Genomic DNA, 25,723 nt, shown 5'->3' with positions numbered 1-25,723 from the left:
GGCATGAGCGATAACAACGCGGCCCGTAAGGGCGACGAGATTATTCACTCCAGCATTTTTGCTGATATAACCAGCATTGTGGCGGAAGGTGCCGCCTATGCGGTGATTGGCGCGGCGGTGGGGGCAGCAGCTACCGTGGCGGCGCCACTGCTGGGAGCCGGGGCGGCAGCCGCAGGCGTGGCGGCGATCGGATCCAGTTGTCTGCTGAGCGGCATTATTGGGGGTGTCCTGGCGAACGTTGCGGGGATCACCGACGATATCAGCAACGCCGCTGAAGGGCTGGGCAACGCGCTTTTCCCGCCGTCGCCTGCGGGTAAGATCACTACCGGTTCCAGCAACGTTCTTACCAATGCGATCCCCGCTGCACGCGCAGCCGGGACCTTGACGCCTGCCGATACTCCTTCCCCTGAGCCGCAGTCTCCGGGCAGCTTTGCCGACTACGCGGGCATGCTGCTTGCCGCTGCCGGACAGTTCGGCAGCGAAATGTGGCAGCCGAGCGTGGCCTCTGCCGCTGCCGGGACCTCGCCGCTGGAAGAAGACAAGGTGGCGTGCGAGAAACACTCCGGGCCGCAGTATCTGGCGGAAGGCTCCAAAAGCGTCTTTATCAACGGGCAGCCCGCGGTGCGTGCGAAAGATCGCACCACCTGCGAAGGCACCGTTTCCGACGACGTCTCCCCGAACGTGATCATCGGCGGCGACACCCTCACGGTTCGCGATATTAAAAGCGGCAAAACGCCGGGCCTGGCGCTGGGGATGATTGCGCTCTCCCTGCTGCGCGGGCGTCCGGGCAAGATCCTGAAAAACATGCCCTGCGCGCTGGCTGCTGCCGGTGGCGGGATGCTGGCCGATATGGCCGTCAACGCCGTGTTCGGCTCCTCGCACCCGGTTCACGCCGCTACCGGTGTGAAGGTGCTGAATGACGACGACGAACTCGATTTCTCGCTGCCGGGGCGCTTCCCGCTGCGCTGGCAGCGCAGCTACAACAGCCTGACCACCCGCGAAGGGCTGTTTGGTCTGGGCTGGGCGACCACCTTTGACAGCTATCTGACGCTGGAAGAAAACAACGCCACCTGGTTCGATGAAACCGGGCGCGAGCTGAGCTTTGAACTGCCGCCGGTCGACCGCGCGTTTTACAGCATCAGCGAAGGCATTATCATCCGCCGCAATGAGAGCGGCGACGTGGCGATTGCCGACGATGACGGCGCGGTGTGGCGTCTGTATAAACCAACCCGGGCGAACTCCTCAATCCTGCGCCTGGCCTCCCTCAGCGACGAATACGGCAACGCACTGCTGACGGCGTGGGATGAACACGGGCGGCTGGTCGGTCTGCACGATGAGCCGCGGGCGATCGACGTCACTCTGCGCTATGAAAATGAACGTTTCCCGCAGCGCGTTACCTCGGCGAGCCATTTCGACGGCAACCAGATATGGCCGCTGATGCAGTGGGGGTACGACGTGCGCGGCCAACTGGCCAGCGCAACGGATGCCTCCGGCGTGGTAACCCGTGAATACCGTTTTAACGATGATGGCCTGATGGTCTGGCACCGTCTGCCGGGCGGTCTGGAGAGTGAATACCGCTGGCAAAAATTCGACCACTGGCGCGTGGTGGAAAACCGCACCAGCACCGGCGACGGCTGTCGCTTTAGCTACGATTTAGCCGCCGGGCTGACGACCGTCGATCACTACGACGGTCAGACGCGAAAGCATTACTGGAACGCGCAAAACCTGATTGTTCGCTACGTTGACGAGCGCGGTGAGAACTGGCGCTACGAGTGGGATGACAACGAACTCCTCACGCGCCGCATCGATCCGCTCGGTAATGCCGTTACCTTCGTCTATGACGACATGGGTAACCGGGTGCAGGAGATCGACGCCGACGGCAATACCCGCACCACCACCTGGCTGGAGCACCGTGCGCTTCCGGCCTCCATCATCGAAGCCGACGGTAGCGCCACCCGTTTCCTGTATGACGAACATCACGGGCTGAAGTGCGTGGTGGATCCGATGGGGCAGACCACGCTGCTTCGTCGGGACGAGTTTGGTCAGGTCGTGGAAGAAGTTGATGCCGCCGGCAACAGCCGCTACCAGGAGTACAACGAGGCCGGGCAGATGGTGCGTGTTACGGACTGTTCGGGCCGTGTGACACAATACCGTTATCATCCGCTGGGCTGGCTGGTGGCTGAGATAAGCGCCGACGGCGAAGAGACGCGTTACCGCTACGACGCCGCAGGGCGTCCGGTACAACTCGATCGCCCGGAAGGCTGGACGGAATCGCTCAAATGGAACGCGCGTGGCCTGCCGGTGAAGCATGCGGGCGCCGACGGGAAAGAGAGCGAGTTCAGATACGACGAGGCAGGGCGCTTAACCGCCACCCGTAATACGCAGGGTGAAGAGGTGCGTCGCCGCTGGGACAGCCGCGGGCGTCTGATTGCCCTGAAAAACGAAAACGGCGAAGCGTATCAGTTCCGCTGGGGTGCGGACTCGCTGCTGCTGGAAGAGGTGGGGCTGGATGGCGTGGCTTCGCAGTATCGCTACGACGCCTGCGGGCGTACTATAGCGCGCACCTTTGCCGCTGGACATCCGGAGGCCATTACCCATGCCTTCGCCTGGAGCGCGAGCGGCCAGCTGGTCGCCCGCACCACGCCGGAAGGGCAGACCCGCTACCATTACACCCCGTCCGGCCTTCTGAGCCGGATTGGGCTGCATCCCGCGCTTTCAGCCGATGCCTGGAGTGCCGAGGCCGAGCAGGAGCTTGTGTTTGAGTATGACGCGCTCGGGCGCGTCACGCGCGAAACGGGCGAGCACGGGGAGCTGGCGTGGGAGTATGACGCGCTGGGTAACCGCACCTCCGTCACGCTGCCCGATGGCCGGGAGCTGAAACAGTTCTACTACGGCAGCGGGCATCTGCTCAGCATCGCGCTTGATAAGCTCTCGGTCTCCGACTTTACCCGCGACGAACTTCACCGTGAAACCAGCCGTACGCAGGGGCTGCTAACCACACGCAGCGAATATGACCGTCTCGGTCGACTGCATCGCCGGGACGTTTTTACCGGCAATGCCCAGCGCCCGTCGCCGCGCCGCTGGTCCCGCCGCTGGGATTACGACTATCGCAATAATCTTGTCCGCGAAGAGCGGGACGATAACCCGTTCAGCTGGTACCGCTGGCAGTACGACAGCGCCGGACGTCTGCTGGTTCAGGACGGCACGCTGCCCGGTCAGGAGCAGTGGCGCTGGGATGCGGCCGGTAACCCGCTTGAGGGGGCTGCTGAGAAAGTCACGCACAACCGTCTGACGCAGCTCAACGGCATTCGCTGGCGCTATGACGTCCACGGACGCACCGTGGAGAAAGATAACGGCCAGACCCGCTGGCACTACCGCTACGACGGCGAGCACCGCCTGACGGAGGTCATCAGCCAGCCGCGGGACCGCAACAGACCGCAGACGCAGGTCAGCTTCCGCTATGACCTACTCGGACGACGCATCAGCAAAACGCGTCGCCAGATGCTGGGCGGCCAGCCAACCGGTAAGCCTGTCATCACGCGGTTTGTCTGGGAAGGGTTCCGCCTGTTGCAGGAAGTGCACGGAGAAGTGCCGCTGACCTACGTCTACAGCGATCAGGACAGCTACGACCCGCTGGCGCGTATTGACGGCGTTGATGCCCCGGAAATCTTCTGGTTCCACTGCCAGCCGAACGGCACGCCGGAGCGGATGACGGATATCGAAGGGCAGGTGCGCTGGGAAGGCGTGAACAGCGCCTGGGGCAAGCTGCTGCGGGAAAGCGAAACGCAGGTATCAGGATATTCTCAGAACCTGCGCATGCAGGGGCAATACCTGGACCGTGAGACAGGGCTGCACTACAATCTGTTCCGGTATTACGACCCAGACTGCGGACGGTTTACGCAGCAGGACCCGATAGGGCTGGCGGGGGGGATAAACCTTTACCAGTATGCGCCGAATGCGCTGGGGTGGGTGGATCCGTGGGGGTTATCGTGCAGAAATAGCTGGAATGATTTCCAGAATAAAACAAAAGGGGTTTTCTCAAGTAGGGCTTGGGCAGCAAAGGCGTATAATTCTTTAAAAGGCACGACGAAGCCCAATCGGCCAAACCCAACGAACTATCTAGACCCTTCTTATGTTAAGCAACATCTTGCTTTATTTAATGATGGTATTTCTAAAATTGCATGGGGAGTGAATAGAGCTGAGATTGGCCCTCCATCTGGTCATTTTGTGATGCCAAAATCAGTTGCTGATAACATTATTAAGAAAGCTGGCGGAGATGTCGGGAAGTTAGAGAAAATGTTAGGATTAGACCCTGGAGATCTTGGCGATTCACCGGTCCGAATAGATATCCTTAAACCTCAAGGGCTTAGGATGCCTTCAGGCAACGAGGGAGGGGCTAATGATTTTTGGGTTCCTGGAGGTAAGACGTCAGGAGGGATCCCTGAAGCCGTAATAGATCAAACGCCTGTCGGTGATGCTTTGATTACACCGATTATAAACAAATAGAGGTACGAAAAATGAGTGAAGTTATTTTTACTGGTTTTGGCATTGACATAATTAAAAGAGATAATGAATATTTTATCCGATATGATGCTGGAACTATTGCTATGATTGATAAAGAGTCGAAAATTACATCCGAAGAAGCATTGAAAGCACAAAGAAGTGAAAGAGATGCTTATGAAGTTATTGTTGCCACTCAGACTAGAGAAGGGAAAAATAAGCCCTTTTTTTCAAAGGATTAATAGTTTTATGCAGGGGGGATATTTTACAGCCAAAAAATCAGGAGTTGTATAATTGATAGCGTTGAAATTGTAGCTTACTATATTCTATAGTTGTAATTAATTAATATTTTAAAATAGTTATTGTTTTATTTTGTACGTAACTATTGTTGTATAGTTAATTTCATTGCTAAACTCGGTGACAAACCGCTCGTTTTTATTTATATAGCATAATTACAACGAATTTTTTACTCAATTAGCATTTGTCAACTTCAGTTATGGGGGCATCCTTGCGTAATAATCGCTATCTTTATGGTCAATCAATCCTCAAAGAGAAGATATGTACATAGCAACAAAAACGATAGAAGAATATGAAAAATAGTCTTTTTTACATAATGAGGCATAGATATAGTCAACATGTTGACCTACTGATTTCACATCGTCAAATATTGCTACGATCACGAGACTATGATGAAAAACTGAGCCAGTGGGGTAAAGGTAATGTATCTCAAGGCGCTGTGATTCATAAAGATTATGTTATTTTTGATCCTTTACCTGAGGACGCATTTGGAGCAAACGTAAATATTAAAATAGAAAATACTTTTAATTTAGATGAAAATGCTCAACGCTGCATTGTAGTGCCATTTTTTATTACAGATAAAAATAAGCTTCAGGTGGCTTCTGCGACAGAGAAATTTGACATAAACATAAATGTAACCAACAAAACGTATTCGCTCTATTATGAGATTTGTGAAGGGGATGAAATTTATTACAATTTCACTCTTGTGCCGGAAAAAGACACTGTCACAGCTAAGTTTTTATTAGACGACCCTTGGGGCGGAAAAAAAGATAATCCACTCAAAGAAGGTGTTTTTTAACGTTAATAATAACTAAATAAGAACGAAAAAAATCCACGCCAAAGCGTGGATTTTTTTAATTCAAAACAAATCAAACATTAAACAAGAAGTTCATCACGTCGCCATCTTTAACGATGTAGTCTTTCCCTTCCGCACGCATCTTGCCAGCTTCTTTCGCGCCTTGCTCACCCTTGTAGGTGATAAAGTCTTCAAACGCGATAGTCTGCGCACGAATGAAGCCCTTCTCGAAGTCGGTGTGGATCTTACCGGCCGCCTGAGGCGCAGTCGCACCCACAGGGATGGTCCACGCACGCACTTCTTTTACGCCAGCGGTGAAGTAGGTTTGCAGGTTCAGCAGCTCATAGCCCGCGCGGATCACGCGGTTCAGGCCCGGCTCTTCCAGACCCAGTTCGGCCATGAACTCTTCACGGTCGGCATCGTCCAGCTCGGCGATATCAGATTCAACGGCCGCGCAAACCGCTACCACCACAGAACCTTCAGCCGCGGCAATTTCACGTACTTTGTCGAGGTACGGGTTGTTCTCGAAACCGTCTTCGTTAACGTTGGCGATGTACATGGTTGGCTTCAGGGTCAGGAAGCTCAGGTATTTGATCGCCGCTTTGTCTTCTTCAGTCAGGTTTTTCAGCGCGCGCAGCATGCCCGCATTTTCCAGCTGTGGCAGACATTTTTCCAGCGCAGCCAGTTCCGCTTTCGCGTCTTTATCGCCGCCTTTGGCTTTCTTCTGCACGCGGTGAATGGCGCGCTCGCAGGTGTCGAGGTCAGAGAGGGCCAGCTCGGTGTTGATGACGTCGATGTCGTCAGCCGGATCCACTTTGTTGTTAACGTGGATGATGTTGTCGTTCTCGAAGCAGCGCACAACGTGGCCGATCGCTTCGGTTTCACGGATGTTGGTCAGGAACTGGTTGCCCAGGCCTTCACCTTTGGATGCGCCTTTTACCAGGCCCGCGATGTCCACGAACTCCATGGTAGTTGGCAGAATGCGCTGCGGCTTCACAATTTCTGCGAGCTGGTCCAGACGCGGATCGGGCATAGGAACAACACCGGTGTTCGGCTCGATGGTACAGAACGGGAAGTTCGCCGCTTCAATACCTGCCTTGGTGAGCGCGTTGAACAGGGTGGATTTGCCCACGTTTGGCAGACCGACGATACCGCATTTGAATCCCATTTCTAAATCACCTTAATATCTTGATAATCAATCCGTTAACGATAACCGATTGAAGAAAAGTAAATAACTACGCCTATTATACACGTAACCCGCGCGACGCGCGGTAAAAAAGCCCCATGGCGCCGATTATTGCGCTTTGAAAGCGTGCAGTCGATTGGTGGCTTTCGTCAGGCCGTCCTGAAGCCAAATCTCGGTGCAGCGGGCCGCTTCGTCCACCGCTTCGTCAATCAACTTCTGCTCAGAAACCGGTGGTTTACCCAGTACGAAACCAACAACTTTGTTTTTATCGCCCGGGTGGCCGATTCCCACGCGCAAACGGTGGAAATTAGGGTTATTACCCAGTTTGCTGATGATGTCTTTAAGGCCGTTGTGGCCGCCATGACCGCCGCCCAGCTTGAACTTCGCCACGCCTGGTGGCAGATCCAGTTCGTCGTGGGCCACCAAGATCTCATCCGGATTGATGCGATAAAATGTTGCCATAGCCGCCACGGCTTTGCCGCTCAGGTTCATAAAGGTGGTTGGCACCAGCAACCGCACGTCAGCACCCGCAAGATTGATGCGTGAGGTATACCCGTAAAACTTGGGTTCTTCACGCAGGGGCGCGCGCAGACGTTCCGCCAGCAGATCAACATACCAGGCGCCGGCGTTATGGCGGGTAGCGGCATACTCTGCGCCCGGATTGGCGAGGCCGACAATCAGTTTAATCGTCACGATTTACTTCCTAATGGGTTCCAGATCTGGCGCGTAGTTTACTGTCTGGCGCGCCGCTTGACAAAGTTCTGCCTGCTGTACACCGAAATGCGAATAATTTCTTCTTTGAACAATTAGAATTTCAAGCTGTTCAATGTCTTATTTGTAAATTTTTGTCCGGGAGTTATCTGTAAATGTGATCATTCACGCAACTCATATAAGTGGCGTTGTCTATACTTTACACACAAGGAGAAGGGGTTTTTCCCCTGACAACCCAAAGTTCCGGAGGTGACATATGAAACGCAAAAACGCTTCAATGCTCGGTAACGTGCTAATGGGGTTGGGACTGTTCGTGATGGTCGCCGGTGTCGGTTATTCAATTTTAAACCAATTACCGCAGCTTGACCTCCCACAATACTTTGCGCATGGCGCGGTGCTGAGTATCTTCCTCGGTGCGGTATTGTGGCTCGCCGGGGCGCGCGTGAGCGGACATGAGGAAGTCTGCGATAAATACTGGTGGGTGCGCCATTACGATAAACGATGCCGCCGCGACCAGCATAAGCACGGCTAGTGCCCCATAAAGAACACCGAAACGACTTCATCTGAAGTCGTTTTTTTTGCATGACGCATTGACCCTCACGTAACGTAAGGCTTCAGAGTGGCGACACTGGCAGAACAAAAGGAGCCGTTATGTTGATTCAGGTGGGTGAACTGGCGAAACGCGCAGGGATCACCGTGCGGACTTTGCATCACTACGAGCAAACAGGGCTGTTGTTACCTTCTGCCAGAAGCGCGGCAGGCTACCGGCTTTACAACCTGGCGGATGTGCAGCGTCTGCATATGATCCAGACGCTGGCAAAAGCCGGGCTGGAGCTTGCCGAAATCAGGGATTTTCTGGAACAGCGTTCGCTGTCATTAGCGGAATTACTCGACGGGCAAATCACTTTGCTGGACAAGCAACTGCGTAGCATCCATACGCTGCGCAACCGGCTGGTGGAATTGCGTACCGGGCTGACCGACGATGCGACGCCGGATCTGGAATCCTGGCTACAGACTCTGGAGTTAATGAATATGTACGATCGCTGGTTTAGCAAAGAAGAGTTGCAGCAACTGCCGTTTGCGGTAGAGAAAGAGGCGCTGGCGGATATCTGGTCGGGTCTGGTGACGGAGGTTAAACACTTGCTGGAACAGAACGTCAGCGTCACGGACGCGCGGGCGACCGATTTGGCTTCACGGTGGATGGAACGCCTGGAACAGGATACCGCAGGCAAACCGGAATTTTTGACCCGTCTGAACGAAATGCACAGCGTGGAGCCGCAGATGCAGGAGCAAACCGGCATTACGCCGGAGATTACGGATTACATCACGCGGGCGTTTGCCGAATCAAAGCTCAGCATCTGGGAGAAATATCTCACTGCCGAAGAGATGGCCTTTACCCGAGCGCACTACTTTGACCGGATGATGGAGTGGCCGCCGCTGGTGGCGAAGCTGCATCAGGCGCAGCGGGATAATCTCAGTCCCGCTTCTGACGATGCGCAAAAGCTGGCAGAAAAGTGGCTGGTTTTATTCCAGTCCTATGCGGGAACAAACCCGCAGACCCAGCAAAAATTTCGTCTTGCCATGCAGCAGGAGCCGCATCTGATGAAAGGCACGTGGTTGACGCCTGCCGTGCTTGAATGGCTCCAGCAGGCGATCGGGGTGATGATGCAAAGACGTATCTCTGCATCAGATGACTCACAGATCCGCTAATGCAGCTTCACGGTTAGGGTAGAATGACAATCGGCCAGGGATCGGCTGCACGCCCGCGCGCGCCATGGTGCGCAGGGGCTGGAATTCGAGGTTACTGATCCGCAGCTCGCAGCCTTCCGGCAGGCGGGCAACAAAGCGCTGGAAGGCATCCAGACCGCCGGCATCCAGCACCGGGACGGCATCCCACTTCAGCACCACAATCCGTTTGCCCGCGATGCGGGACGCCAGATCGCTGAACAAACCTTCCGCCGCGGCGAAGAACAGCGGGCCAATCACGCGCAACACCAGCACATCGTCAGGCACCTCAACGTTAACCGGGGAGAGACGCGTCATCTGCGCGATGCGGCGCATAAACAGCAGCGAGGCCAGCACTATGCCGACGCTGATAGCGATAACCATATCAAACAGCACGGTCAGCGACATGCAGATCAGCATCACGATGATGTCATCTTTCGGCGCACGGCGCAGCAGATTCACCACCTTATGCGCCTCACTCATATTCCAGGCCACCATCAGCAGCAGCGCAGCCATGGCAGAGAGCGGAAGCCATGAAAGCAGTGGGGCAAGGATCAGCAGCGCCATGATCACCAGCAGGGAGTGAATGACCGCGGAAACCGGTGATGTCGCGCCCGCACGTACGTTCGCGGCGGAACGGGCAATCGCAGCCGTAGCCGTAATACCGCCGAAGAACGGTGCAACGATGTTCCCTAAGCCCTGACCGACCAGTTCGCTGTTGGCTTTGTGCTTAGTGCCGGTCATGCCGTCGAGCACGACGGCGCAGAGCAGGGATTCAATCGCGCCCAGCATTGCCATAGAGAACGCGGCAGGCAGCAGAGCGCGAAGGGAATCCCAGCTCAGGGTGAAGCTGGAGCCCGGCATGTCCCACGGCAGAACCAGCTGCGGCAGCAGCTGCGGAATACCGTTACCCTGTGAGCCATCCGCCAGAACATAGTGGAACTGGGAGCCAATGGTGGCGACCTGTCCACCGAGCAGGTTGACGACGCCCATCACCGCGCAGCCCAGCAGCAGAGCGGGGAGATGCCCCGGGAGACGAATGCCTAAGCGAGGCCAGACGATGAGTGTGCCGAGGGTAACGATGCCAATGGCTGCATCGCCCAGGTTGGCCGTCGGCAACGCCATAAACAGCGCGCCCACTTTCTGTAAGTAGTGCTCCGGAACATGGGCCATTTGCAGGCCGAGGAAATCTTTAATCTGCATGGTCCCGATGGTAATCCCAATCCCCGAGGTGAACCCCAGCGTCACGGAAAGGGGAATATATTCAATCAGGCGACCAAAGCGGGCCAGACCGAACAGAATTAAAAAGATGCCGGACATCAGGGTGGCAACCAGCAGGCCTGCCAGACCAAACTGTTGGGAAACCGGGTAGAGGATTACCACAAAGGCGGCAGTTGGGCCGGAGACGCTGAAGCGGGACCCGCCCGTCAGCGCAATCACAATCCCCGCAACGGCTGAGGTGTACAGCCCGTACTGCGGCGCGACGCCGCTACCAATCGCCAGTGCCATCGCCAGCGGGATGGCAATAATCCCGACGGTGATCCCGGCTATCAGGTCACGAACAAAGCGTGACGACGTGTATTTCTCTTTCCAGCAGGCGTCGATGAGGGCGCGAAAGGGCAGAACATGTGAGGAGGTTACGTTTTTCACAATTATCTATCATCCGTGTGCGCATCATCTGTCATATGAATGGCAGGTGAAGGAGGCATAAGTCATACAAATAAATACTATAAACAAAAAAACCCGCCGTAGCGGGTTTTTTGGCCGTGTTCGATCAGTGTTCGAACATTGCAGAGATGGATTCTTCGTTGCTGATACGACGAATCGCTTCGGCCAGCATCCCGGACAGGGTCAACGTACGCACGTTTGGCAGCGCTTTGATCTCGTCACTCAGTGGAATGGTATCGCATACCACAACTTCGTCGATGACGGAGTTACGCAGGTTGTTTACCGCATTGCCGGAGAAGATCGGGTGAGTCGCGTAAGCGAATACGCGTTTCGCACCACGCTCTTTCAGCGCTTCAGCGGCTTTACACAGCGTACCGCCGGTATCGATCATGTCGTCCACCAACACGCAGTCGCGGCCAGCCACGTCACCGATGATGTGCATCACCTGTGAAACGTTAGCACGCGGACGGCGTTTGTCGATGATCGCCATGTCGGTATCGTTCAGCAGCTTCGCGATAGCTCGAGCACGTACCACGCCGCCGATGTCTGGAGAAACCACAATCGGGTTGTCCAGATTCAGTTGCAGCATGTCTTCCAGCAGGATTGGGCTGCCGAAAACGTTATCAACCGGCACGTCGAAGAAGCCCTGGATCTGCTCTGCGTGCAGGTCGACCGTCAGTACGCGGTCAACGCCGACGCTGGACAGGAAGTCTGCGACAACTTTAGCGGTGATTGGCACACGCGCGGAACGGACGCGACGGTCCTGACGTGCATAGCCAAAGTAAGGAATAACAGCAGTGATACGGCCAGCAGAAGCGCGACGCAGCGCGTCGACCATAACAACCAATTCCATCAGGTTGTCGTTCGTTGGAGCACAGGTGGACTGGATGATGAAAATATCACCACCGCGTACATTTTCGTTAATTTGTACGCTGACTTCGCCGTCGCTAAAGCGACCTACAGCGGCGTCGCCGAGGGAAGTGTACAGGCGGTTGGCAATACGTTGTGCTAGTTCCGGGGTGGCGTTACCAGCAAAAAGCTTCATATCAGGCACGAGAAGAACCTCAGGCATGCGTCCAGTGGTGGATAGCGTTCGCCGCAAACTGCGGGGCCTAAGCAAACGCTATCCAGGCGGTGTATTAAAGAGCGCGATGCAACGTCTGGAACAGGGTGACGTTGTCACCGAAACTCAGTCTGCGCCAGAATGGCCTGCTGTAGGGGGGAGGTGTTCATCCCGCGTGCTACAAAACCATGCAGCCAATCCGGCGCTTGCTCAAGCACCTGACGGGCGGCGGATTCGGTGTCAAATTCAGCAAAGACACAGGCCCCTGTACCGGTCAGGCGCGACGGCGCGTATTCTAACAGCCAGGAAAGCACCGCATCAACCTCGCGAAAACGTTTTCTTGCGATATCCTCGCAATCGTTGCTGAATTCACAATTTAATAACGTTTTTATTGACCGTACCGGGGTATTTCTTTTCAGGTCAGGATCTTTAAAGATGACCGGGGTAGGAATGCTCACGCCAGGGTGAACGATCAGATACCATTTTTCCGGCGGATCGACCGGCGTGAGGATTTCGCCCACCCCTTCAGCAAACGCCGCGTGGCCGCGTACAAACACTGGTACATCGGCGCCCAGCGTCAACCCTAACGCTGCCAGCTCGTCCGTTGTCAGACCGCAGCCCCACAGATGGTTAAGCGCCACCAAAACGGTTGCAGCATTTGACGAACCGCCGCCAAGACCGCCGCCCATCGGCAGGCGTTTGTCGATACGGATATCCGCACCGCTTCCCGCTGGCAGACGATCCGACGACGACGCCGTTTTCATCAGCAGGCGGGCAGCGCGCACGATCAGGTTATCGTCATGCGCCACGCCGTCGACTGGCGTCAGCAGGCAAATCTGCCCGTCCTGACGCGGTTCGATTGAGATCGTGTCGCCGTAGTCGACAAACTGAAACAGGGTTTGCAGGGTGTGATAGCCGTCAGCGCGCTGCCCGGTAATGTAGAGAAACAGGTTCAGTTTTGCGGGAGAGGGCCAGTGGGTCATCATTTAACGATCCAGTTATCCATTTTCAGCTTGATACGCTGGCTACCCTGCGTCAGCTCCATATTGGACGGCAGCGATGGTTGCGTCTTGCTGTCATACGCGCTGTACACCACTTTCCAGGTTTTACCGCCCTGGGTGTAGTTAACCTGGCTCAGACGGTATTGGTCATCAAGCGTATAGTCGGTGGCGTCACCCGGCAGGCCAAGGATCCACTGGCGCAGACTATTGAGCGGAATCGGCATCCCGGTCAGTTTGCCAATCATCTCTTCGGCGTCGGTCGCGGTGTAGTGCTGGCCTTTGTTATCGGTGATCTGCGCTTCGCCAGGCTTCGCGTTAAGCTCCAGCTCGGTGCTGCCCAGCGGGTTGAGCAGCAGCAGGCGATAGTTGTCCTGCCCCGTTTGCTGCCAGAAGAAGCGAGCATAAACTTTTTGTTCGTCAGAGAGATATGCAAATGCACCGCGGGTCTGGTACTGGCTTAATTTCAGCACATCCTGCTGGTGCTGACGCCACTGCGGTGAGTCGGGGCTTTTGCCCGGGCCTTTCGGCTGATGAACGGAACAGGCGGTCAGAACCAGGGCCGCCAGAGGCAGCAGGCGAATCATTCGGGTCATAATGATGACAAATCCTTGAGATACGTTGCAGTTATAACTGTTAATGCTAGCGTTGAAGGGTGCCACCGTCTACGTTCAAATTATCTCAAAGCGCGGCGTAAGCTATTACTCCGAAAGGGGGCAGTCTCTTTTATTGATCTCGCGCATCCTGTATGATGCGTCCTGCTAACCTTATTAACGCTGGTACTACTCCCGCTCAACATGACCCTATTAGCACTCGGTATTAACCACAAAACGGCCCCGGTTTCACTGCGAGAACGCGTTACGTTTTCGCCGGATACGCTCGACCTGGCGCTGGATAGCCTGCTTGCACAGCCGATGGTGCAGGGTGGCGTGGTGCTGTCGACGTGCAACCGTACCGAGCTCTATTTAAGCGTGGAAGAGCAGGACAACCTGCACGAGGCGCTGATCCGCTGGCTATGTGACTATCACAACCTCAACGAAGAAGAGCTGCGCAACAGCCTGTACTGGCATCAGGATAACGATGCGGTCAGCCATCTGATGCGTGTGGCCAGCGGTCTGGATTCGCTGGTGCTGGGCGAGCCGCAGATCCTCGGCCAGGTGAAAAAAGCCTTCGCGGATTCCCAGAAAGGGCATCTGAAAGCCAGCGAACTGGAGCGAATGTTCCAGAAGTCATTCTCCGTGGCGAAGCGTGTGCGAACCGAAACCGACATTGGCGCCAGTGCGGTTTCGGTTGCTTTCGCGGCCTGTACTCTTGCCCGTCAAATCTTTGAATCGCTGTCGACCGTCACCGTACTGCTGGTGGGGGCGGGCGAAACCATCGAGCTGGTGGCGCGCCATCTTCGCGAACACAAGGTGAAGAAGATGATCATCGCTAACCGCACCCGCGAACGTGCGCAGGTGCTGGCAGATGAAGTGGGCGCTGAGGTGATTGCGCTGAGCGACATCGATGAACGTCTGAAAGAGGCGGACATTATTATCAGTTCTACCGCCAGCCCGCTGCCGATTATCGGGAAAGGGATGGTCGAGCGTGCGCTGAAATCCCGCCGCAATCAGCCGATGCTGCTGGTGGATATCGCCGTTCCGCGTGATGTCGAACCGGAAGTGGGCAAACTGGCGAACGCCTACCTGTACAGCGTGGATGACCTGCAAAGCATCATTTCGCACAACCTTGCCCAGCGTAAGGCGGCGGCTGTGCAGGCGGAAACCATCGTTGAACAGGAAACCAGCGAATTTATGGCCTGGCTGCGCGCGCAAAGCGTCAGCGAGACCATCCGCGAATACCGCGGTCAGGCGGAGCAGGTGCGTGATGACCTGACGGCCAAAGCGTTAGCGGCCCTTGAACAGGGCGGCGACGCGCAGGCGATTATGCAGGATTTAGCCTGGAAACTGACCAACCGCCTGATCCATGCCCCAACCAAATCTCTTCAGCAGGCTGCCCGTGACGGGGACGATGAACGCCTGACTATTCTGCGCAACAGCCTCGGGCTGGAATAGCGCCCTATACCCATTTTCTAAGACAAGGTGCATTTACGCCTATGAAGCCTTCTATCGTCGCTAAACTGGAAGCTCTGCACGAGCGCCATGAAGAAGTCCAGGCGCTGCTCGGCGATGCCGGGACCATTGCCGACCAGGAACGTTTTCGCGCGCTGTCGCGTGAATACGCGCAGCTAAGTGATGTTTCAAAATGCTTTACCGACTGGCGACAGGTCCAGGAAGATATCGAAACCGCGCAGATGATGCTCGACGATCCTGAAATGCGCGAGATGGCCCAGGAAGAGTTGCAGGACGCTAAAGCACGGTCAGAAGAGATGGAGCAGCAGCTTCAGGTCCTTCTGCTGCCAAAAGATCCGGACGATGAGCGTAACGCTTTTGTGGAAGTCCGCGCCGGTACCGGCGGCGACGAAGCGGCGCTGTTCGCCGGAGATCTGTTCCGTATGTACAGCCGTTATGCGGAATCACGCCGCTGGCGCGTAGAGATCATGAGCGCCAACGAAGGCGAGCATGGCGGCTACAAAGAGGTTATCGCCAAAATCAGCGGCGACGGCGTTTATGGTCGGCTGAAGTTTGAATCCGGTGGTCACCGCGTGCAGCGTGTGCCTGCGACAGAATCTCAGGGACGCATTCACACTTCGGCCTGTACGGTGGCGGTCATGCCCGAGCTGCCGGAAGCGGAACTGCCGGATATCAACCCGGCGGATCTGCGCATCGACACCTTCCGCTCTTCAGGGGCGGGTGGTCAGCACGTTAACACCACCGACTCCGCTATCCGTATTACTCACCTGCCCACCGGGATTGTGGTTGAGTGTCAGGACGAGCGATCCCAGCACAAGAACAAAGCTAAGGCGTTATCCGTGCTGGGTGCCCGTATCCACGCGGCGGAAATGGCGAAACGCCAGCAGGCGGAAGCCTCTACCCGCCGTAACCTGCTGGGCAGCGGCGACCGTAGCGATCGTAACCGCACCTATAACTTCCCGCAGGGGCGCGTAACCGACCACCGCATCAACCTGACGCTCTACCGTCTGGATGAGGCAATGGAAGGCAAGCTCGATATGCTGATTGAGCCTATCGTGCAGGAATACCAGGCCGACCAGCTGGCGGCGCTGTCCGAGCAGGATTAATGGATTTTCAGCGCTGGTTACATGAGGCAGCCCGTGAACTTTCAGAAAGTGAAAGCCCGAAGCGGGACGCCGAAATTCTGCTTGAGCATGTGACGGGTAAAGCCCGCACGTATCTGCTGGCTTTCGGCGAAACCGAACTGACAGCGGAACAGCTATCGCAGCTGGAGGCGCTGCTCGCCCGCCGTAAAACCGGCGAGCCGGTGGCGCATCTGGTTGGCGAGCGCGAGTTCTGGTCACTTCCGCTGTACGTCTCAGCGGCGACGCTGATCCCGCGCCCGGACACAGAGTGTCTGGTGGAGCAGGCGCTGGCGCGGTTACCGGCGCAGTCGTGTCAGATCCTCGATCTGGGTACCGGCACCGGTGCGATTGCGCTGGCGCTTGCCAGCGAGCGGCCGGACTGCACTGTGACGGCGGTAGACGTGATGCCTGATGCGGTCGCCCTCGCGCGGCGCAACGTTGAACGGCTGGGGTTGAACAATGTTTCCGTTCTGCGAAGCAGCTGGTTTGCCGCGCTTGAAAGCCGCACGTTCGAAATGATTGTCAGCAATCCGCCCTACATCGACGAAGACGATCCGCATCTCGCGCAGGGCGACGTGCGTTTCGAACCGTTGACCGCGCTGGTCGCTGCGAATCAGGGACTTGCGGATCTCGATCACATTGTGACAACGTCACGGCAACATTTGCTTCCCGGTGGCTGGCTGCTGGTGGAACATGGGTGGACGCAGGGAGAGGCGGTGCGAGCACTGTTTACGCGTGCCGGATACGCCGCCGTGGAAACCTGCCGGGATTACGGCGGCAATGAACGTCTGACGCTGGGGCAGTGGTCATGAGCCTGTTTGCGCTGCTGATCTCCGTTCATCTGGTTTCCGTTGCCCTGACCATCGGCTTTTTCATTGTCCGCTACTGGTGGCGCTACAGCAATAATCCGCTGATTAACGCCCGCTGGGTACGTATCGCCCCACACGGTATCGACACAGTGCTGTTCCTTTCCGGAGCCGGGTTAATGTGGAAGACCGGCTATCTGCCATTTACTGATAAAGGCCTATGGCTGACTGAAAAGCTGTTTGGCGTTATCATCTACATCGTTTTGGGTTTTATCGCGCTTGGGCGTCATCGTCCGCGCAGCCAGCAGACAGGGTATATCGCTTTTCTGCTGGGTCTGGTGGTGCTGTACATCATCATTAAACTCGCCACCACAAGAATACCGTTACTGGGGTAAGTCATGAGGTCCTTAGCCGATTTCGAATTTAACAAAGTGCCGCTATGCGATGGTATGATCCTGATTTCAGAGATGATCCGCGACGATTTCACATCACAGTACGTTTACGCTGAACTGGAAAATCTGGTCAGCCTGGCGCGCGAAGAGATCAATCAGGCACGTCCGCAAGACTGGCAATTAGAGAAGCTGATTGAGCTTTTCTACGGCGAATGGGGTTTCTGCGACACGCGAGGCGTGTATCGCCTGTCTGACGCACTGTGGCTGGACCAGGTGCTGAAAAATCGACAGGGTAGCGCCGTCGCGTTGGGCGCCATTTTACTGTGGGTTGCGCACCGACTGGATATTCCACTGGTGCCGGTCATTTTCCCCACGCAGATGATTTTGCGGGCGGAGTGGCTGGACGGTGAGATGTGGTTAATCAATCCGTTTAACGGGGACACGCTGGATGAGCATACGCTGGACGTCTGGCTGAAAGGCAACATCAGCCCGATAGCGGAGCTGTTCAATGAAGATCTCGATGAAGCCGATAACGCCGAAGTGATCCGCAAGCTGTTGGATACGCTGAAGTCTGCGCTGATGGAAGAGCGTCAGATGGAGCTGGCCCTGCGCGCAAGCGAAGTGCTGTTGCAGTTCAATCCGGAAGATCCGTACGAAATCCGCGACCGCGGCCTGATTTATGCGCAGCTAGACTGCGAACACGTGGCGCTGAATGATTTGAATTACTTCGTCGAGCAATGTCCGGAAGACCCGATCAGCGAAATGATTCGCGCGCAGATCAACGCGATCGCGCATAAACACATTACACTGCATTAATCTTAATTCCGATTCACACCTGAATAAGGCGATCCTATGAAACAAAAAGTGGTTAGCATTGGTGATATCAACGTGGCAAACGACCTGCCGTTCGTGCTGTTTGGCGGTATGAACGTTCTGGAATCCCGCGATCTCGCTATGCGCATCTGCGAACACTACGTGACCGTGACCCAGAAGCTGGGCATCCCGTACGTGTTTAAAGCCTCTTTTGACAAAGCCAACCGCTCCTCCATTCACTCCTACCGTGGCCCGGGCCTGGAAGAGGGGATGAAGATTTTCCAGGAGCTGAAACAGACGTTTGGCGTGAAAGTGATCACCGACGTGCACGAAGCGTCTCAGGCACAGCCCGTGGCTGATGTGGTAGACGTGATTCAGCTTCCGGCGTTCCTGGCGCGCCAGACTGACCTGGTAGAAGCGATGGCGAAAACCGGTGCCGTGATTAACGTGAAAAAACCGCAGTTCGTGAGCCCTGGCCAGATGGGTAACATCGTCGATAAGTTTATCGAAGGTGGTAACGACCAGGTGATCCTGTGCGACCGTGGTTCAAACTTCGGTTATGACAACCTGGTTGTGGATATGCTGGGCTTCAGCGTAATGAAGAACGTCTCTAACCAGTCTCCGGTGATTTTCGACGTGACCCACTCCCTGCAATGTCGCGACCCGTTTGGCGCCGCGTCTGGCGGGCGTCGTGCGCAGGTGACCGAACTGGCGCGCGCCGGTATGGCAACCGGCCTGGCGGGTCTGTTCATTGAAGCGCACCCGGATCCGGTTAACGCGAAATGCGACGGTCCATCCGCGCTGCCGCTGGATAAGCTGGAGCCATTCCTGAAACAGATTAAAGCGATTGACGATCTGGTGAAGAGCTTCGACGAGCTGGATACCAGCAACTAATAAAAAACCCGCTTCGGCGGGTTTTTCTTTGCCCGGCGGCGCTACGCTTGCGCGGGGCTACGGGTTTCGTAGGCCGGGTAAGCGCAGCGCCACCCGGCAAAAAAATTACGCAAATATCGTCATCAGATACGCAATAAACAGCGCCATATGCGCCGCGCCGTTCAGCACATTGGTGCGGCCGGTGGAGAAGGATATCTGGCACAGCAGCAAGGATGCCACCATCACAATCATCTCTGGTGCACCCAGCGCAAACTGCAATTCATTCCCCGTCATAAAGGCAATAAGCGTTACCACCGGAACGGTAAGGGAGATGGTCGCCAGAACGGAGCCAAAGAACAGATTCATCGCACGCTGCACCTGATTATTGAGCACCGCTTTCAGCGCACCCAGGCCTTCTGGCGACAGGATCAACAGGGCTACCAGGAAACCGGTAAAGGCGACCGGCGCGTTCAGTTCAGTTAACAGCGCCTCCAGCGGGTTCGCATTCATCTTGGTGACCGCAATTACCGCAATCAGATGCACGATCAGCCAAACCGTGTGCCACGCGCTGCTGTGGGCCGACGGCTTACCGTGATGCGGGTCATCATCGTCGCCGTCGTCTTCATGCTCGTAAACAAACAGGCTTTGGTGCGTTTTGGTCTGGATCAGCAAGAACACGCCGTACATTGCCGCGGAAATCAGCGCCACCAGCAGCGCCTGGCCGGTGGTGAAGTTTGCGCCCGGCAATGCCATCGGGAATACCAGCACGATAATCGCCAGCGGGAACAGGGCGATCAGATACTGTTTAATGCCAAAAAGGTTCATGTACTGGGTGGCAAATTTGCGGCCACCTAATAAAAGCGAAAAACCGACCAGGCCGCCGGTAACAATCATAATGATGGAGTAGAGCGTATCGCGCATTAACGTTGGTGCGGCGTCGCCGGTGGCCATTAATGCGGAAATTAGACTGACCTCAAGAATCACAACCGAAAGGCTTAAAATTAATGACCCATACGGCTCTCCAAGACGGTGGGCTAAAACATCCGCATGGCGTACCACGCTAAATGCACTGGTTAAAATACCCACCAGAGCCAGAATATTGATCCCCACAACCACTGGCAATGACTGACTGCTTCCCCAGAAGAGCAGCACAGCCAGTGCCAGAACCGGGAAAATGAGAGAGGTCTCCTTGTGGCGGGTCTTTACCGCCTCGTGTGTTGCTGTCATGTATTTCTCCAACAGTGCAGGTGCTTGTAATTATAGATAGATTTTGAGGGTGTTAAATTAACAGAAAACGGTTAAATACCCTGTATTTTTTACTTAATTTTACCCTTTAATGGGATTTTTCTTCCTGAAGCTTATAATACCTTATTTACACAAAATAATAATTTAATAACAATGGTTTGTGCTATTAAATAGTTCATTTCTTGCTGTCGGCTGGCACCCTGGCGTATCGTCGTCCACACTTATCTTTTAGCCAAAAGAGAGGTTAGCGATGCCATACAAATCGAAAAGCGAATTACCGGATAACGTGCAAAACGTACTGCCTGCCCACGCTCAGGATATCTACAAAGAAGCCTTTAACAGCGCCTGGGATCAGTACAAAGATAAAGAAGATCGCCGGGACGATGCCAGCCGTGAAGAGACGGCGCATAAAGTGGCCTGGGCCGCCGTAAAAAATGACTATGAGAAAGGGGATGATGACAAATGGCACAAAAAGAAATAGCTGCCGAATAATACGCTGCCTCCATTTTGACATTTCAGGCGGTTGAACTGCCGCTGTATTGCATCTGGCCCGCGAATTGCTTATCGTTGCTCAGCTGCTGTTAAAATGAACAGCACAGAATGCCGGGAAGGCGCATTAAAGATGTCGCAAGGAAGCATGCAGTGGCGGAGGTGGAATGTGTTAACGCGTGATTTCTTGATGAAGGCAGATTGTAAGACGGCATTTGGTGCTATTGAGGAATCGCTTCTGTGGTCGGCTGAACAACGTGCGGCGTCGCTTGCGGCAACGCTGGCCTGCCGCCCGGATGATGGCCCGGTCTGGATTTTTGGTTACGGCTCTCTGATGTGGAACCCGGCGCTCGAGTTTGTTGAATCGGCAACCGGAACGCTGCCTGGCTGGCACCGCGCCTTCTGTTTGCGCCTGACCGCCGGACGCGGCAGCGCCTGTCAGCCTGGACGTATGCTTGCACTAAAAGAGGGCGGGCGCACCACGGGCGTGGCATACCGGCTGCCGGATACCACGCTGGAAGATGAGCTGACACTGCTGTGGAAGCGCGAGATGATCACCGGCTGCTATATGCCCAGCTGGTGCAAGCTGGAACTGGACGACGGCCGCACCGTCAACGCGCTGGTGTTCATTATGGATCCGCGCCACCCGCTGTATGAAGCCGACACCCGAACCCAGGTGATTGCCCCGCTGATTGCCGCCGCCAGTGGACCGCTGGGCACTAACGCCCAGTACCTTTTCTCGCTCGATCAGGAGCTGACGCGTCTCGGTATGCAGGACGACTGTCTGAGTGAGCTGGTGGTGAAGGTTAAAGCGCTGCTGGAAGGGAACCCGCTCAGCAATACGCTGCGCCCGGGTTTTGCCTGATAATACGCCCGGCTGGCCGGGCGTTTATGGTTATGCTGCCACGTAACTTACGGAATGTTCGAGCGACTGGCTGTGGCTGTCGATCAGCACATCCCAGGTGCCGGTGTAAGGCACCGTCAGCCAGGCCTTATCATCCTGGACGGTAAGGATATCTGCCTGCGATTGCTTTTGCCCTTTTGTACTCATCAGATGGATGCGGCAACGTTCTGAGCAACGCACCACTACCGTATCCCCGCCAAACAGTTTCAGACTCGTTTTAACTCGTGCCATTTTTTATACCCCGTCGTTTTTGCCCATCCCGAGCGTGATGTTGTTCACAATTTACTCATTGCATAACACCAAAGGGGAAGGTGGGTGATGCTGATTTCGATCAAAAAATGGCGCAACGATTAAACAAAAATGACAAAATTTCTGAAACCTTTCAGCCGACGCGCGTTTTCCCTGCTTAACGCGCGTCCGGGAAAAATTATATGCGGAAATGGCCAGCGGTCTCAGCAAGGTCGCCCGCCTGGCTTTGCAGCGCGCTGGCCGCCGCAGCAGACTGTACAACGAGTTCAGCGTTCTGCTGCACCATGCGATCCAGGTGAGTCACCGCGTGGTTAATTTCATGGATGCCTTTCATCTGCTCGCGGGTGGCAATAGATATTTCACGCATAATGCCAGACACGCTCCCGACGCTGGCGCGGATCTCATCCATGCTGTCGCCCGCAAGGTGCACAAATCGGGAGCCGGTTGCAACGCTTTCGGTAGTGGAGTCAATAAGGGATTTAATCTCTTTCGCCGCCTGAGCGCTGCGGCTGGCCAGATTACGCACTTCCCCCGCAACGACCGCGAACCCACGGCCCTGCTCACCGGCACGAGCCGCTTCGACGGAGGCGTTAAGCGCCAGAATGTTGGTCTGGAAGGCGATGCCGTCAATCACGCTGGTGATATCGCCAATCTTTGCAGAAGCCACTTCGATGGACTGCATGGTGCTGATTGCCTGCGAGACAACTTCGCCGCCGCGCGCTGCGGCCGCAGAGGCCTTACTGGCCTGGTCGTTGGCTTCTTCGGCCGATTCATTCGACTGGGTAACGGAGGCGGTTATCTCTTCCACGGCGCTGGCGGTCTCACGCAGGCTGGACGCGGCCTGCTCGGTTCGTCCGGAGAGATCCTGATTGCCTGCCGCAATCTCCTGCGCGGCGTTTTTCACTGAGGCGCTGGCGTCGCGAAGCTGGACCATCACCACCGAGAGTTTATTGCTGAAGGCGTTAAACGCCTGCGCAATTTGCGCCACTTCGTCATCGCCGCTATCCGGCAGACGCTGGGATAGATCGTTGGTGCCGTTGGCAATGCTGTGCATCGCGTCGCGAATGTCGGACAGGCGCTTAAGCAGGCGGGCTATCAGGAGGTGGACAATGGCGCCGCTCAGAAGCGCCAGAATCACCAGCGAGATTGCCGACGCTTTCAGCAAGGAACGCATGCCGGAGGTAGCGTCGCTGCTGTCGAGGGCGACGACCAGCAGCCAGTTCGTGCCCGGCACGGCTGAGGCTATAAAGGTTTTTTCCTCATCATTCAGCGTCCCGTCGACCGGATTACCGCTCTTCAGCGCCGCAAGGTCGATGCCTTTGATCGTCCCGGTAAACGGCTTCAGCGTCAGGGTTGGCTCGTTGGCGGCAATAACCGTGCCGTCGCTGTTCAGGAGCAACCCGCTGCTGGCAGGCGTTGGGTGGATCCCGCGCACGTTCGCCACCACGCTATCCATGGCGACATCGCCCGCTACCACTGCTTTCAGAGTACCATTCTCCTTCACCGGTACGGCAAACGTCACCACCAGCTTCCCGGTCCCGGCATCAACGTAGGGCGCCGTCACAACCGGGCCATCCGTGCTCACCACCTGCTGATACCAGGGACGAATGGTTGGGTCATAATCCGCCGGGACCCCCGCAGGATCGGAGAATTTCGCCGTCTTGCTGGCGTAGCCTGCGTAGACGTTGGTGAAGCCGCCCGCCTGGGCTAATTGCTTAAACACCGGAACCGGATCGTCAGCCAGCGCGATACTCTGCGCGGAGGCAATCACCGTCATTTTGCTTTTGACCCAGTCGGCAATCGCCATATTGTGGCTGGCGCTGGTGCTGGTCAGTATATCGCGCTGCGACTGCTGATTATCCTGGCGCGTGACCTGAAAGTTGATAATGGTATTAAGAAGAAGGGCGACGACCATACAGCCTGTCGTCGCCGCAATGATGCGGGCGCGAATGGATCTGAACATAAGTGTAATACCTGCTGTGTTGTTTCCATGCCTATCGGCAATGGCGCAGGTAAACTTGATGCTGAAACCGCGTCCATAAGAAAATAATATTTTTAGCGATTTATTATTAAAAAGTTAATACTTTATCAGCGGTAAGAGTCCATTCAGCCAGTTCAACCAGCGTGCCAATTTCCACGCCATCAATCAGGGGCAGCCCGGTAATGCCGCGACCATCGGTACAGGTTTTGCACAGCTTGACCGGAACGTTTTGCGCGGTCAGGATCTCCAGCATGTGTTGTATGTTGTAGCCCTCAGCGGGTTTCTGCCCCTTCAGCGCGGCCGTGACGGCATCGGACATCAAAAAGAGGCGCAGCTCCAGCTCACTCTCCTTATCGCGCAGCGCGATTGCCAGGCGCAGACTGTTAAAAAGGGATTCACTGCCGTAGGCCGCACCGTTGGCGACGATCACAATCTTCTGCATGTTGACTCCTGTTATTTGAAAAGGCACGAATATTGCTTCTCATACCGAAGAATATGTATCGGAGAGAGAAACGATGACGATAGTGGCTGGCAGTTCGCCTGGCGCGACCGAATGGTTCCAGCGTGCAAGAATGCTGCGGGAGGAACAGCTCGGCAGATTAGCGCAGCTGGGCGCACTGGTGAACGGCATCAGTCGACTGGTGCATATGCTACAGTGCGAACGCGGTGCGTCAAATGTCTGGCTCTGCTCGCAGGGTAAATTGTACGGGCCTGAATGCAAGGCCAGCAGGGCTTTGGTGGATGAAAACCTTGCGGCATTGCACCTCCTGTTTAGCGAACCGCTGCCGGGCAGCGCCCTCTGCGAACGTATCGCCAGCGCACTGCACGGCCTTGAAACGCTGACGGTGCTGCGTGATGGCGTTACAGGTCAACGCGTCACCGCGCCGCAGGCGATGGAACACTACAGCCGCATACTGCGTCATCTGCTCAATATCGTACCTCAACTCAGCGACAGCATTGACGATCCGCACATCGCGGGCCGATTTGTGGCCCTTTACAGCCTGATGCAGGGCAAAGAACTTGTGGGACAAGAGCGGGCGTTAGGGGCTATTGGTTTCACCCAGGGATTCTTTGACGATGAAACTCGCCAGCGGCTGGTGGATCGCATTGATGGCCAGCAGGCCTGCTTTGAGGTTTTTATCTCCCATTGCACTCCAGACGTGCAGGAGACGTTTACCCTCAACTGTCAGCCGGGTCTGGAGACTGAAAAACTCAGGCGTGAAGCGTGCACCCGCCAGCCTCCGGCAGATAATGGCGATACCGCTCACAAATGGTTTGCCCTGCAAACCGCGCGTCTTGAACATCTGCGCACGCTGGAGGAGGTGGCCATTGCCGATCTGATGACGGCAGTTGAGGAGCGTCGCTATAGCGAAAACCTGCACATAGACGATGAGTACGACGATATCCTGGCGCGATTTCCGGATAGACCACTGCTGCCGCTGGTGCGCCAGCAGGCGCGTGAAATTGAGCAACTCTCCCGTCAGCTTGCTTCCCTGCGCGACACGCTGGAGGAGCGCAAGACCATCGACAAAGCCAAAAGCGTGCTAATGACGCATCAGAACATGAGCGAGGAGCAGGCGTGGACAGCCCTGCGCAAAATGGCGATGGATAAAAACCAACGCATGGTGGATATCGCCCGTGCGCTCCTTACGGTGAAAAATCTGTGGAATGTACCCCCTGGGGAGTAGTTGCACAGTCAGTGGGCATTTAATGCCTGATTGAGGTGCGTAAAAGAGCGCTCTCCTTGCAGAAACCCCGTAACGCCGGGGTTAAAAAGCTGGCATCACCTTTGCATTAACAGATTAACTATTTTTGACGATGCGCCAACGGC

24 protein-coding genes are annotated in these 25,723 nt (G+C 55.7%); 14 read left to right on the top strand and 10 right to left on the bottom strand.

What is annotated here, in order from left to right:
* Positions 1 to 3 precede the first annotated feature (3 nt).
* From ACQG03_RS12525 to comJ, 3 genes are all read left to right on the top strand, one after another.
* A complete protein-coding gene (locus ACQG03_RS12525; RefSeq protein WP_063162961.1) occupies positions 4 to 4,506 on the top strand; it encodes an RHS repeat-associated core domain-containing protein in 4,503 nt (1,500 codons plus the stop codon).
* An 11-nt stretch (positions 4,507 to 4,517) separates the two neighbouring features.
* Complete coding sequence (locus tag ACQG03_RS12520) at positions 4,518 to 4,742, top strand: hypothetical protein (protein WP_023330151.1); 225 nt, start codon at positions 4,518 to 4,520, stop codon at positions 4,740 to 4,742.
* Between the two features lie 347 nt (positions 4,743 to 5,089).
* On the top strand, positions 5,090 to 5,596 hold the full coding sequence (gene comJ / locus ACQG03_RS12515) for a competence protein ComJ (RefSeq protein ID WP_223861993.1): 507 nt from the start codon (positions 5,090 to 5,092) through the stop codon (positions 5,594 to 5,596).
* Between the two features lie 70 nt (positions 5,597 to 5,666).
* Here comJ and ychF read toward each other — a convergent pair whose 3' ends face one another.
* Together ychF and pth are read right to left on the bottom strand one after the other, a co-directional pair.
* The gene (gene ychF, locus ACQG03_RS12510) at positions 5,667 to 6,761 is read right to left on the bottom strand and encodes a redox-regulated ATPase YchF (protein ID WP_010432886.1); all 1,095 of its coding nucleotides are present in this window, start codon (positions 6,759 to 6,761) and stop codon (positions 5,667 to 5,669) included.
* Positions 6,762 to 6,887: 126 nt separating this feature from the next.
* Positions 6,888 to 7,472, bottom strand: a complete 585-nt coding sequence (pth, locus tag ACQG03_RS12505) for an aminoacyl-tRNA hydrolase (RefSeq protein WP_006810922.1) — start codon at positions 7,470 to 7,472, stop codon at positions 6,888 to 6,890.
* 274 nt (positions 7,473 to 7,746) lie between these two features.
* Here pth and ychH point away from each other — a divergent pair, with 274 nt between their 5' ends.
* Together ychH and ACQG03_RS12495 are read left to right on the top strand one after the other, a co-directional pair.
* Complete coding sequence (gene ychH, locus ACQG03_RS12500; protein ID WP_022648382.1) at positions 7,747 to 8,022, top strand: stress-induced protein YchH; 276 nt, start codon at positions 7,747 to 7,749, stop codon at positions 8,020 to 8,022.
* Positions 8,023 to 8,141: 119 nt separating this feature from the next.
* Positions 8,142 to 9,200 carry a MerR family transcriptional regulator gene (locus ACQG03_RS12495; protein WP_063162962.1) on the top strand — a complete coding sequence of 353 codons (1,059 nt, stop codon included), beginning with the start codon at positions 8,142 to 8,144 and terminating at the stop codon, positions 9,198 to 9,200.
* Here the strand turns inward: ACQG03_RS12495 and dauA are convergent.
* The 4 genes from dauA to lolB all read right to left on the bottom strand — a co-directional run bounded on the left by dauA (position 9,186) and on the right by lolB (position 13,540).
* Positions 9,186 to 10,865: a C4-dicarboxylic acid transporter DauA gene (gene dauA / locus ACQG03_RS12490; protein WP_045308283.1), complete on the bottom strand. Its 1,680-nt coding sequence runs from the start codon at positions 10,863 to 10,865 to the stop codon at positions 9,186 to 9,188. The two genes, ACQG03_RS12495 and dauA, sit on opposite strands and share 15 nt — an antisense overlap.
* Positions 10,866 to 10,989: 124 nt before the next feature.
* On the bottom strand, positions 10,990 to 11,937 hold the full coding sequence (gene prs, locus ACQG03_RS12485; protein ID WP_003856663.1) for a ribose-phosphate diphosphokinase: 948 nt from the start codon (positions 11,935 to 11,937) through the stop codon (positions 10,990 to 10,992).
* A 125-nt stretch (positions 11,938 to 12,062) separates the two neighbouring features.
* Entirely contained in the window at positions 12,063 to 12,932 is an 870-nt protein-coding gene (ispE, locus tag ACQG03_RS12480) for a 4-(cytidine 5'-diphospho)-2-C-methyl-D-erythritol kinase (protein ID WP_023300294.1), read from the bottom strand.
* Positions 12,929 to 13,540 carry a lipoprotein insertase outer membrane protein LolB gene (gene lolB, locus ACQG03_RS12475; protein ID WP_003856665.1) on the bottom strand — a complete coding sequence of 204 codons (612 nt, stop codon included), beginning with the start codon at positions 13,538 to 13,540 and terminating at the stop codon, positions 12,929 to 12,931. Before lolB ends, ispE begins: the two co-directional genes overlap by 4 nt.
* Before the next feature lie 201 nt (positions 13,541 to 13,741).
* Between lolB and hemA the strand changes: the two genes are divergently transcribed.
* Genes hemA through kdsA form a run of 6 tightly spaced genes read left to right on the top strand, consistent with a single transcriptional unit; the run spans position 13,742 to position 19,045 of the window.
* Positions 13,742 to 14,998 (top strand): glutamyl-tRNA reductase, encoded by a 1,257-nt coding sequence (gene hemA / locus ACQG03_RS12470; protein ID WP_003856666.1) that lies wholly within the window; start codon positions 13,742 to 13,744, stop codon positions 14,996 to 14,998.
* Positions 14,999 to 15,039: 41 nt separating this feature from the next.
* Positions 15,040 to 16,122 carry a peptide chain release factor 1 gene (gene prfA / locus ACQG03_RS12465; protein ID WP_003856667.1) on the top strand — a complete coding sequence of 361 codons (1,083 nt, stop codon included), beginning with the start codon at positions 15,040 to 15,042 and terminating at the stop codon, positions 16,120 to 16,122.
* Positions 16,122 to 16,952 (top strand): peptide chain release factor N(5)-glutamine methyltransferase, encoded by an 831-nt coding sequence (gene prmC / locus ACQG03_RS12460; protein ID WP_063162963.1) that lies wholly within the window; start codon positions 16,122 to 16,124, stop codon positions 16,950 to 16,952. The genes prfA and prmC overlap by 1 nt, the downstream gene beginning before the upstream one ends.
* On the top strand, positions 16,949 to 17,341 hold the full coding sequence (gene sirB2, locus ACQG03_RS12455) for an invasion regulator SirB2 (RefSeq protein WP_063162964.1): 393 nt from the start codon (positions 16,949 to 16,951) through the stop codon (positions 17,339 to 17,341). Before prmC ends, sirB2 begins: the two co-directional genes overlap by 4 nt.
* A gap of 3 nt (positions 17,342 to 17,344) precedes the next feature.
* On the top strand, positions 17,345 to 18,154 hold the full coding sequence (gene sirB1 / locus ACQG03_RS12450) for an invasion regulator SirB1 (RefSeq protein ID WP_022648376.1): 810 nt from the start codon (positions 17,345 to 17,347) through the stop codon (positions 18,152 to 18,154).
* Between the two features lie 36 nt (positions 18,155 to 18,190).
* Positions 18,191 to 19,045 carry a 3-deoxy-8-phosphooctulonate synthase gene (kdsA, locus tag ACQG03_RS12445; RefSeq protein WP_022648375.1) on the top strand — a complete coding sequence of 285 codons (855 nt, stop codon included), beginning with the start codon at positions 18,191 to 18,193 and terminating at the stop codon, positions 19,043 to 19,045.
* 105 nt (positions 19,046 to 19,150) lie between these two features.
* Here the strand turns inward: kdsA and chaA are convergent, their stop codons facing one another.
* Positions 19,151 to 20,251 carry a sodium-potassium/proton antiporter ChaA gene (chaA, locus tag ACQG03_RS12440; RefSeq protein WP_003856672.1) on the bottom strand — a complete coding sequence of 367 codons (1,101 nt, stop codon included), beginning with the start codon at positions 20,249 to 20,251 and terminating at the stop codon, positions 19,151 to 19,153.
* Between the two features lie 268 nt (positions 20,252 to 20,519).
* Between chaA and chaB the strand changes: the two genes are divergently transcribed.
* Both chaB and ACQG03_RS12430 read left to right on the top strand, forming a co-directional pair.
* Positions 20,520 to 20,750: a putative cation transport regulator ChaB gene (gene chaB, locus ACQG03_RS12435; protein WP_003856674.1), complete on the top strand. Its 231-nt coding sequence runs from the start codon at positions 20,520 to 20,522 to the stop codon at positions 20,748 to 20,750.
* 177 nt (positions 20,751 to 20,927) lie between these two features.
* A complete protein-coding gene (locus ACQG03_RS12430; protein ID WP_017384255.1) occupies positions 20,928 to 21,623 on the top strand; it encodes a gamma-glutamylcyclotransferase in 696 nt (231 codons plus the stop codon).
* Between the two features lie 30 nt (positions 21,624 to 21,653).
* Here the strand turns inward: ACQG03_RS12430 and ACQG03_RS12425 are convergent, their stop codons facing one another.
* The 3 genes from ACQG03_RS12425 to ACQG03_RS12415 all read right to left on the bottom strand — a co-directional run bounded on the left by ACQG03_RS12425 (position 21,654) and on the right by ACQG03_RS12415 (position 24,334).
* Positions 21,654 to 21,893, bottom strand: a complete 240-nt coding sequence (locus ACQG03_RS12425) for a hypothetical protein (protein WP_015570352.1) — start codon at positions 21,891 to 21,893, stop codon at positions 21,654 to 21,656.
* A gap of 196 nt (positions 21,894 to 22,089) precedes the next feature.
* On the bottom strand, positions 22,090 to 23,874 hold the full coding sequence (locus tag ACQG03_RS12420) for a methyl-accepting chemotaxis protein (protein WP_023306429.1): 1,785 nt from the start codon (positions 23,872 to 23,874) through the stop codon (positions 22,090 to 22,092).
* A gap of 106 nt (positions 23,875 to 23,980) precedes the next feature.
* Positions 23,981 to 24,334, bottom strand: coding sequence for a DsrE/DsrF/TusD sulfur relay family protein (locus tag ACQG03_RS12415; protein ID WP_023300288.1), 354 nt, complete (start codon positions 24,332 to 24,334; stop codon positions 23,981 to 23,983).
* A gap of 73 nt (positions 24,335 to 24,407) precedes the next feature.
* On the opposite strand from ACQG03_RS12415, the gene nasR reads away from it, so the two are divergent.
* The gene (gene nasR / locus ACQG03_RS12410) at positions 24,408 to 25,580 is read left to right on the top strand and encodes a nitrate regulatory protein NasR (RefSeq protein WP_063162965.1); all 1,173 of its coding nucleotides are present in this window, start codon (positions 24,408 to 24,410) and stop codon (positions 25,578 to 25,580) included.
* Positions 25,581 to 25,723 lie beyond the last annotated feature (143 nt).

The sequence above is a fragment of the Enterobacter cloacae complex sp. 342H5 genome (assembly GCF_050030905.1).
Taxonomy (GTDB): domain Bacteria; phylum Pseudomonadota; class Gammaproteobacteria; order Enterobacterales; family Enterobacteriaceae; genus Enterobacter; species Enterobacter intestinihominis.
This window is presented reverse-complemented; position numbering and strand designations above follow the sequence as displayed.

Excerpts from the sequence above, each read along its gene's own strand:
- sirB1 (WP_022648376.1), top strand. The coding sequence starts at position 17,345 with ATGAGGTCCTTAGCCGATTTCGAATTTAACAAAGTGCCGCTATGCGAT.
- ispE (WP_023300294.1), bottom strand. The coding sequence starts at position 12,932 with ATGATGACCCACTGGCCCTCTCCCGCAAAACTGAACCTGTTTCTCTAC.
- chaB (WP_003856674.1), top strand. The coding sequence starts at position 20,520 with ATGCCATACAAATCGAAAAGCGAATTACCGGATAACGTGCAAAACGTA.
- nasR (WP_063162965.1), top strand. The coding sequence starts at position 24,408 with ATGACGATAGTGGCTGGCAGTTCGCCTGGCGCGACCGAATGGTTCCAG.
- ACQG03_RS12415 (WP_023300288.1), bottom strand. The coding sequence starts at position 24,334 with ATGCAGAAGATTGTGATCGTCGCCAACGGTGCGGCCTACGGCAGTGAA.
- ACQG03_RS12495 (WP_063162962.1), top strand. The coding sequence starts at position 8,142 with ATGTTGATTCAGGTGGGTGAACTGGCGAAACGCGCAGGGATCACCGTG.
- kdsA (WP_022648375.1), top strand. The coding sequence starts at position 18,191 with ATGAAACAAAAAGTGGTTAGCATTGGTGATATCAACGTGGCAAACGAC.
- ychH (WP_022648382.1), top strand. The coding sequence starts at position 7,747 with ATGAAACGCAAAAACGCTTCAATGCTCGGTAACGTGCTAATGGGGTTG.
- comJ (WP_223861993.1), top strand. The coding sequence starts at position 5,090 with ATGAAAAATAGTCTTTTTTACATAATGAGGCATAGATATAGTCAACAT.
- ACQG03_RS12520 (WP_023330151.1), top strand. The coding sequence starts at position 4,518 with ATGAGTGAAGTTATTTTTACTGGTTTTGGCATTGACATAATTAAAAGA.
- chaA (WP_003856672.1), bottom strand. The coding sequence starts at position 20,251 with ATGACAGCAACACACGAGGCGGTAAAGACCCGCCACAAGGAGACCTCT.
- ACQG03_RS12420 (WP_023306429.1), bottom strand. The coding sequence starts at position 23,874 with ATGTTCAGATCCATTCGCGCCCGCATCATTGCGGCGACGACAGGCTGT.
- lolB (WP_003856665.1), bottom strand. The coding sequence starts at position 13,540 with ATGACCCGAATGATTCGCCTGCTGCCTCTGGCGGCCCTGGTTCTGACC.
- sirB2 (WP_063162964.1), top strand. The coding sequence starts at position 16,949 with ATGAGCCTGTTTGCGCTGCTGATCTCCGTTCATCTGGTTTCCGTTGCC.
- ACQG03_RS12425 (WP_015570352.1), bottom strand. The coding sequence starts at position 21,893 with ATGGCACGAGTTAAAACGAGTCTGAAACTGTTTGGCGGGGATACGGTA.
- prmC (WP_063162963.1), top strand. The coding sequence starts at position 16,122 with ATGGATTTTCAGCGCTGGTTACATGAGGCAGCCCGTGAACTTTCAGAA.
- ACQG03_RS12525 (WP_063162961.1), top strand. The coding sequence starts at position 4 with ATGAGCGATAACAACGCGGCCCGTAAGGGCGACGAGATTATTCACTCC.
- prfA (WP_003856667.1), top strand. The coding sequence starts at position 15,040 with ATGAAGCCTTCTATCGTCGCTAAACTGGAAGCTCTGCACGAGCGCCAT.
- hemA (WP_003856666.1), top strand. The coding sequence starts at position 13,742 with ATGACCCTATTAGCACTCGGTATTAACCACAAAACGGCCCCGGTTTCA.
- ychF (WP_010432886.1), bottom strand. The coding sequence starts at position 6,761 with ATGGGATTCAAATGCGGTATCGTCGGTCTGCCAAACGTGGGCAAATCC.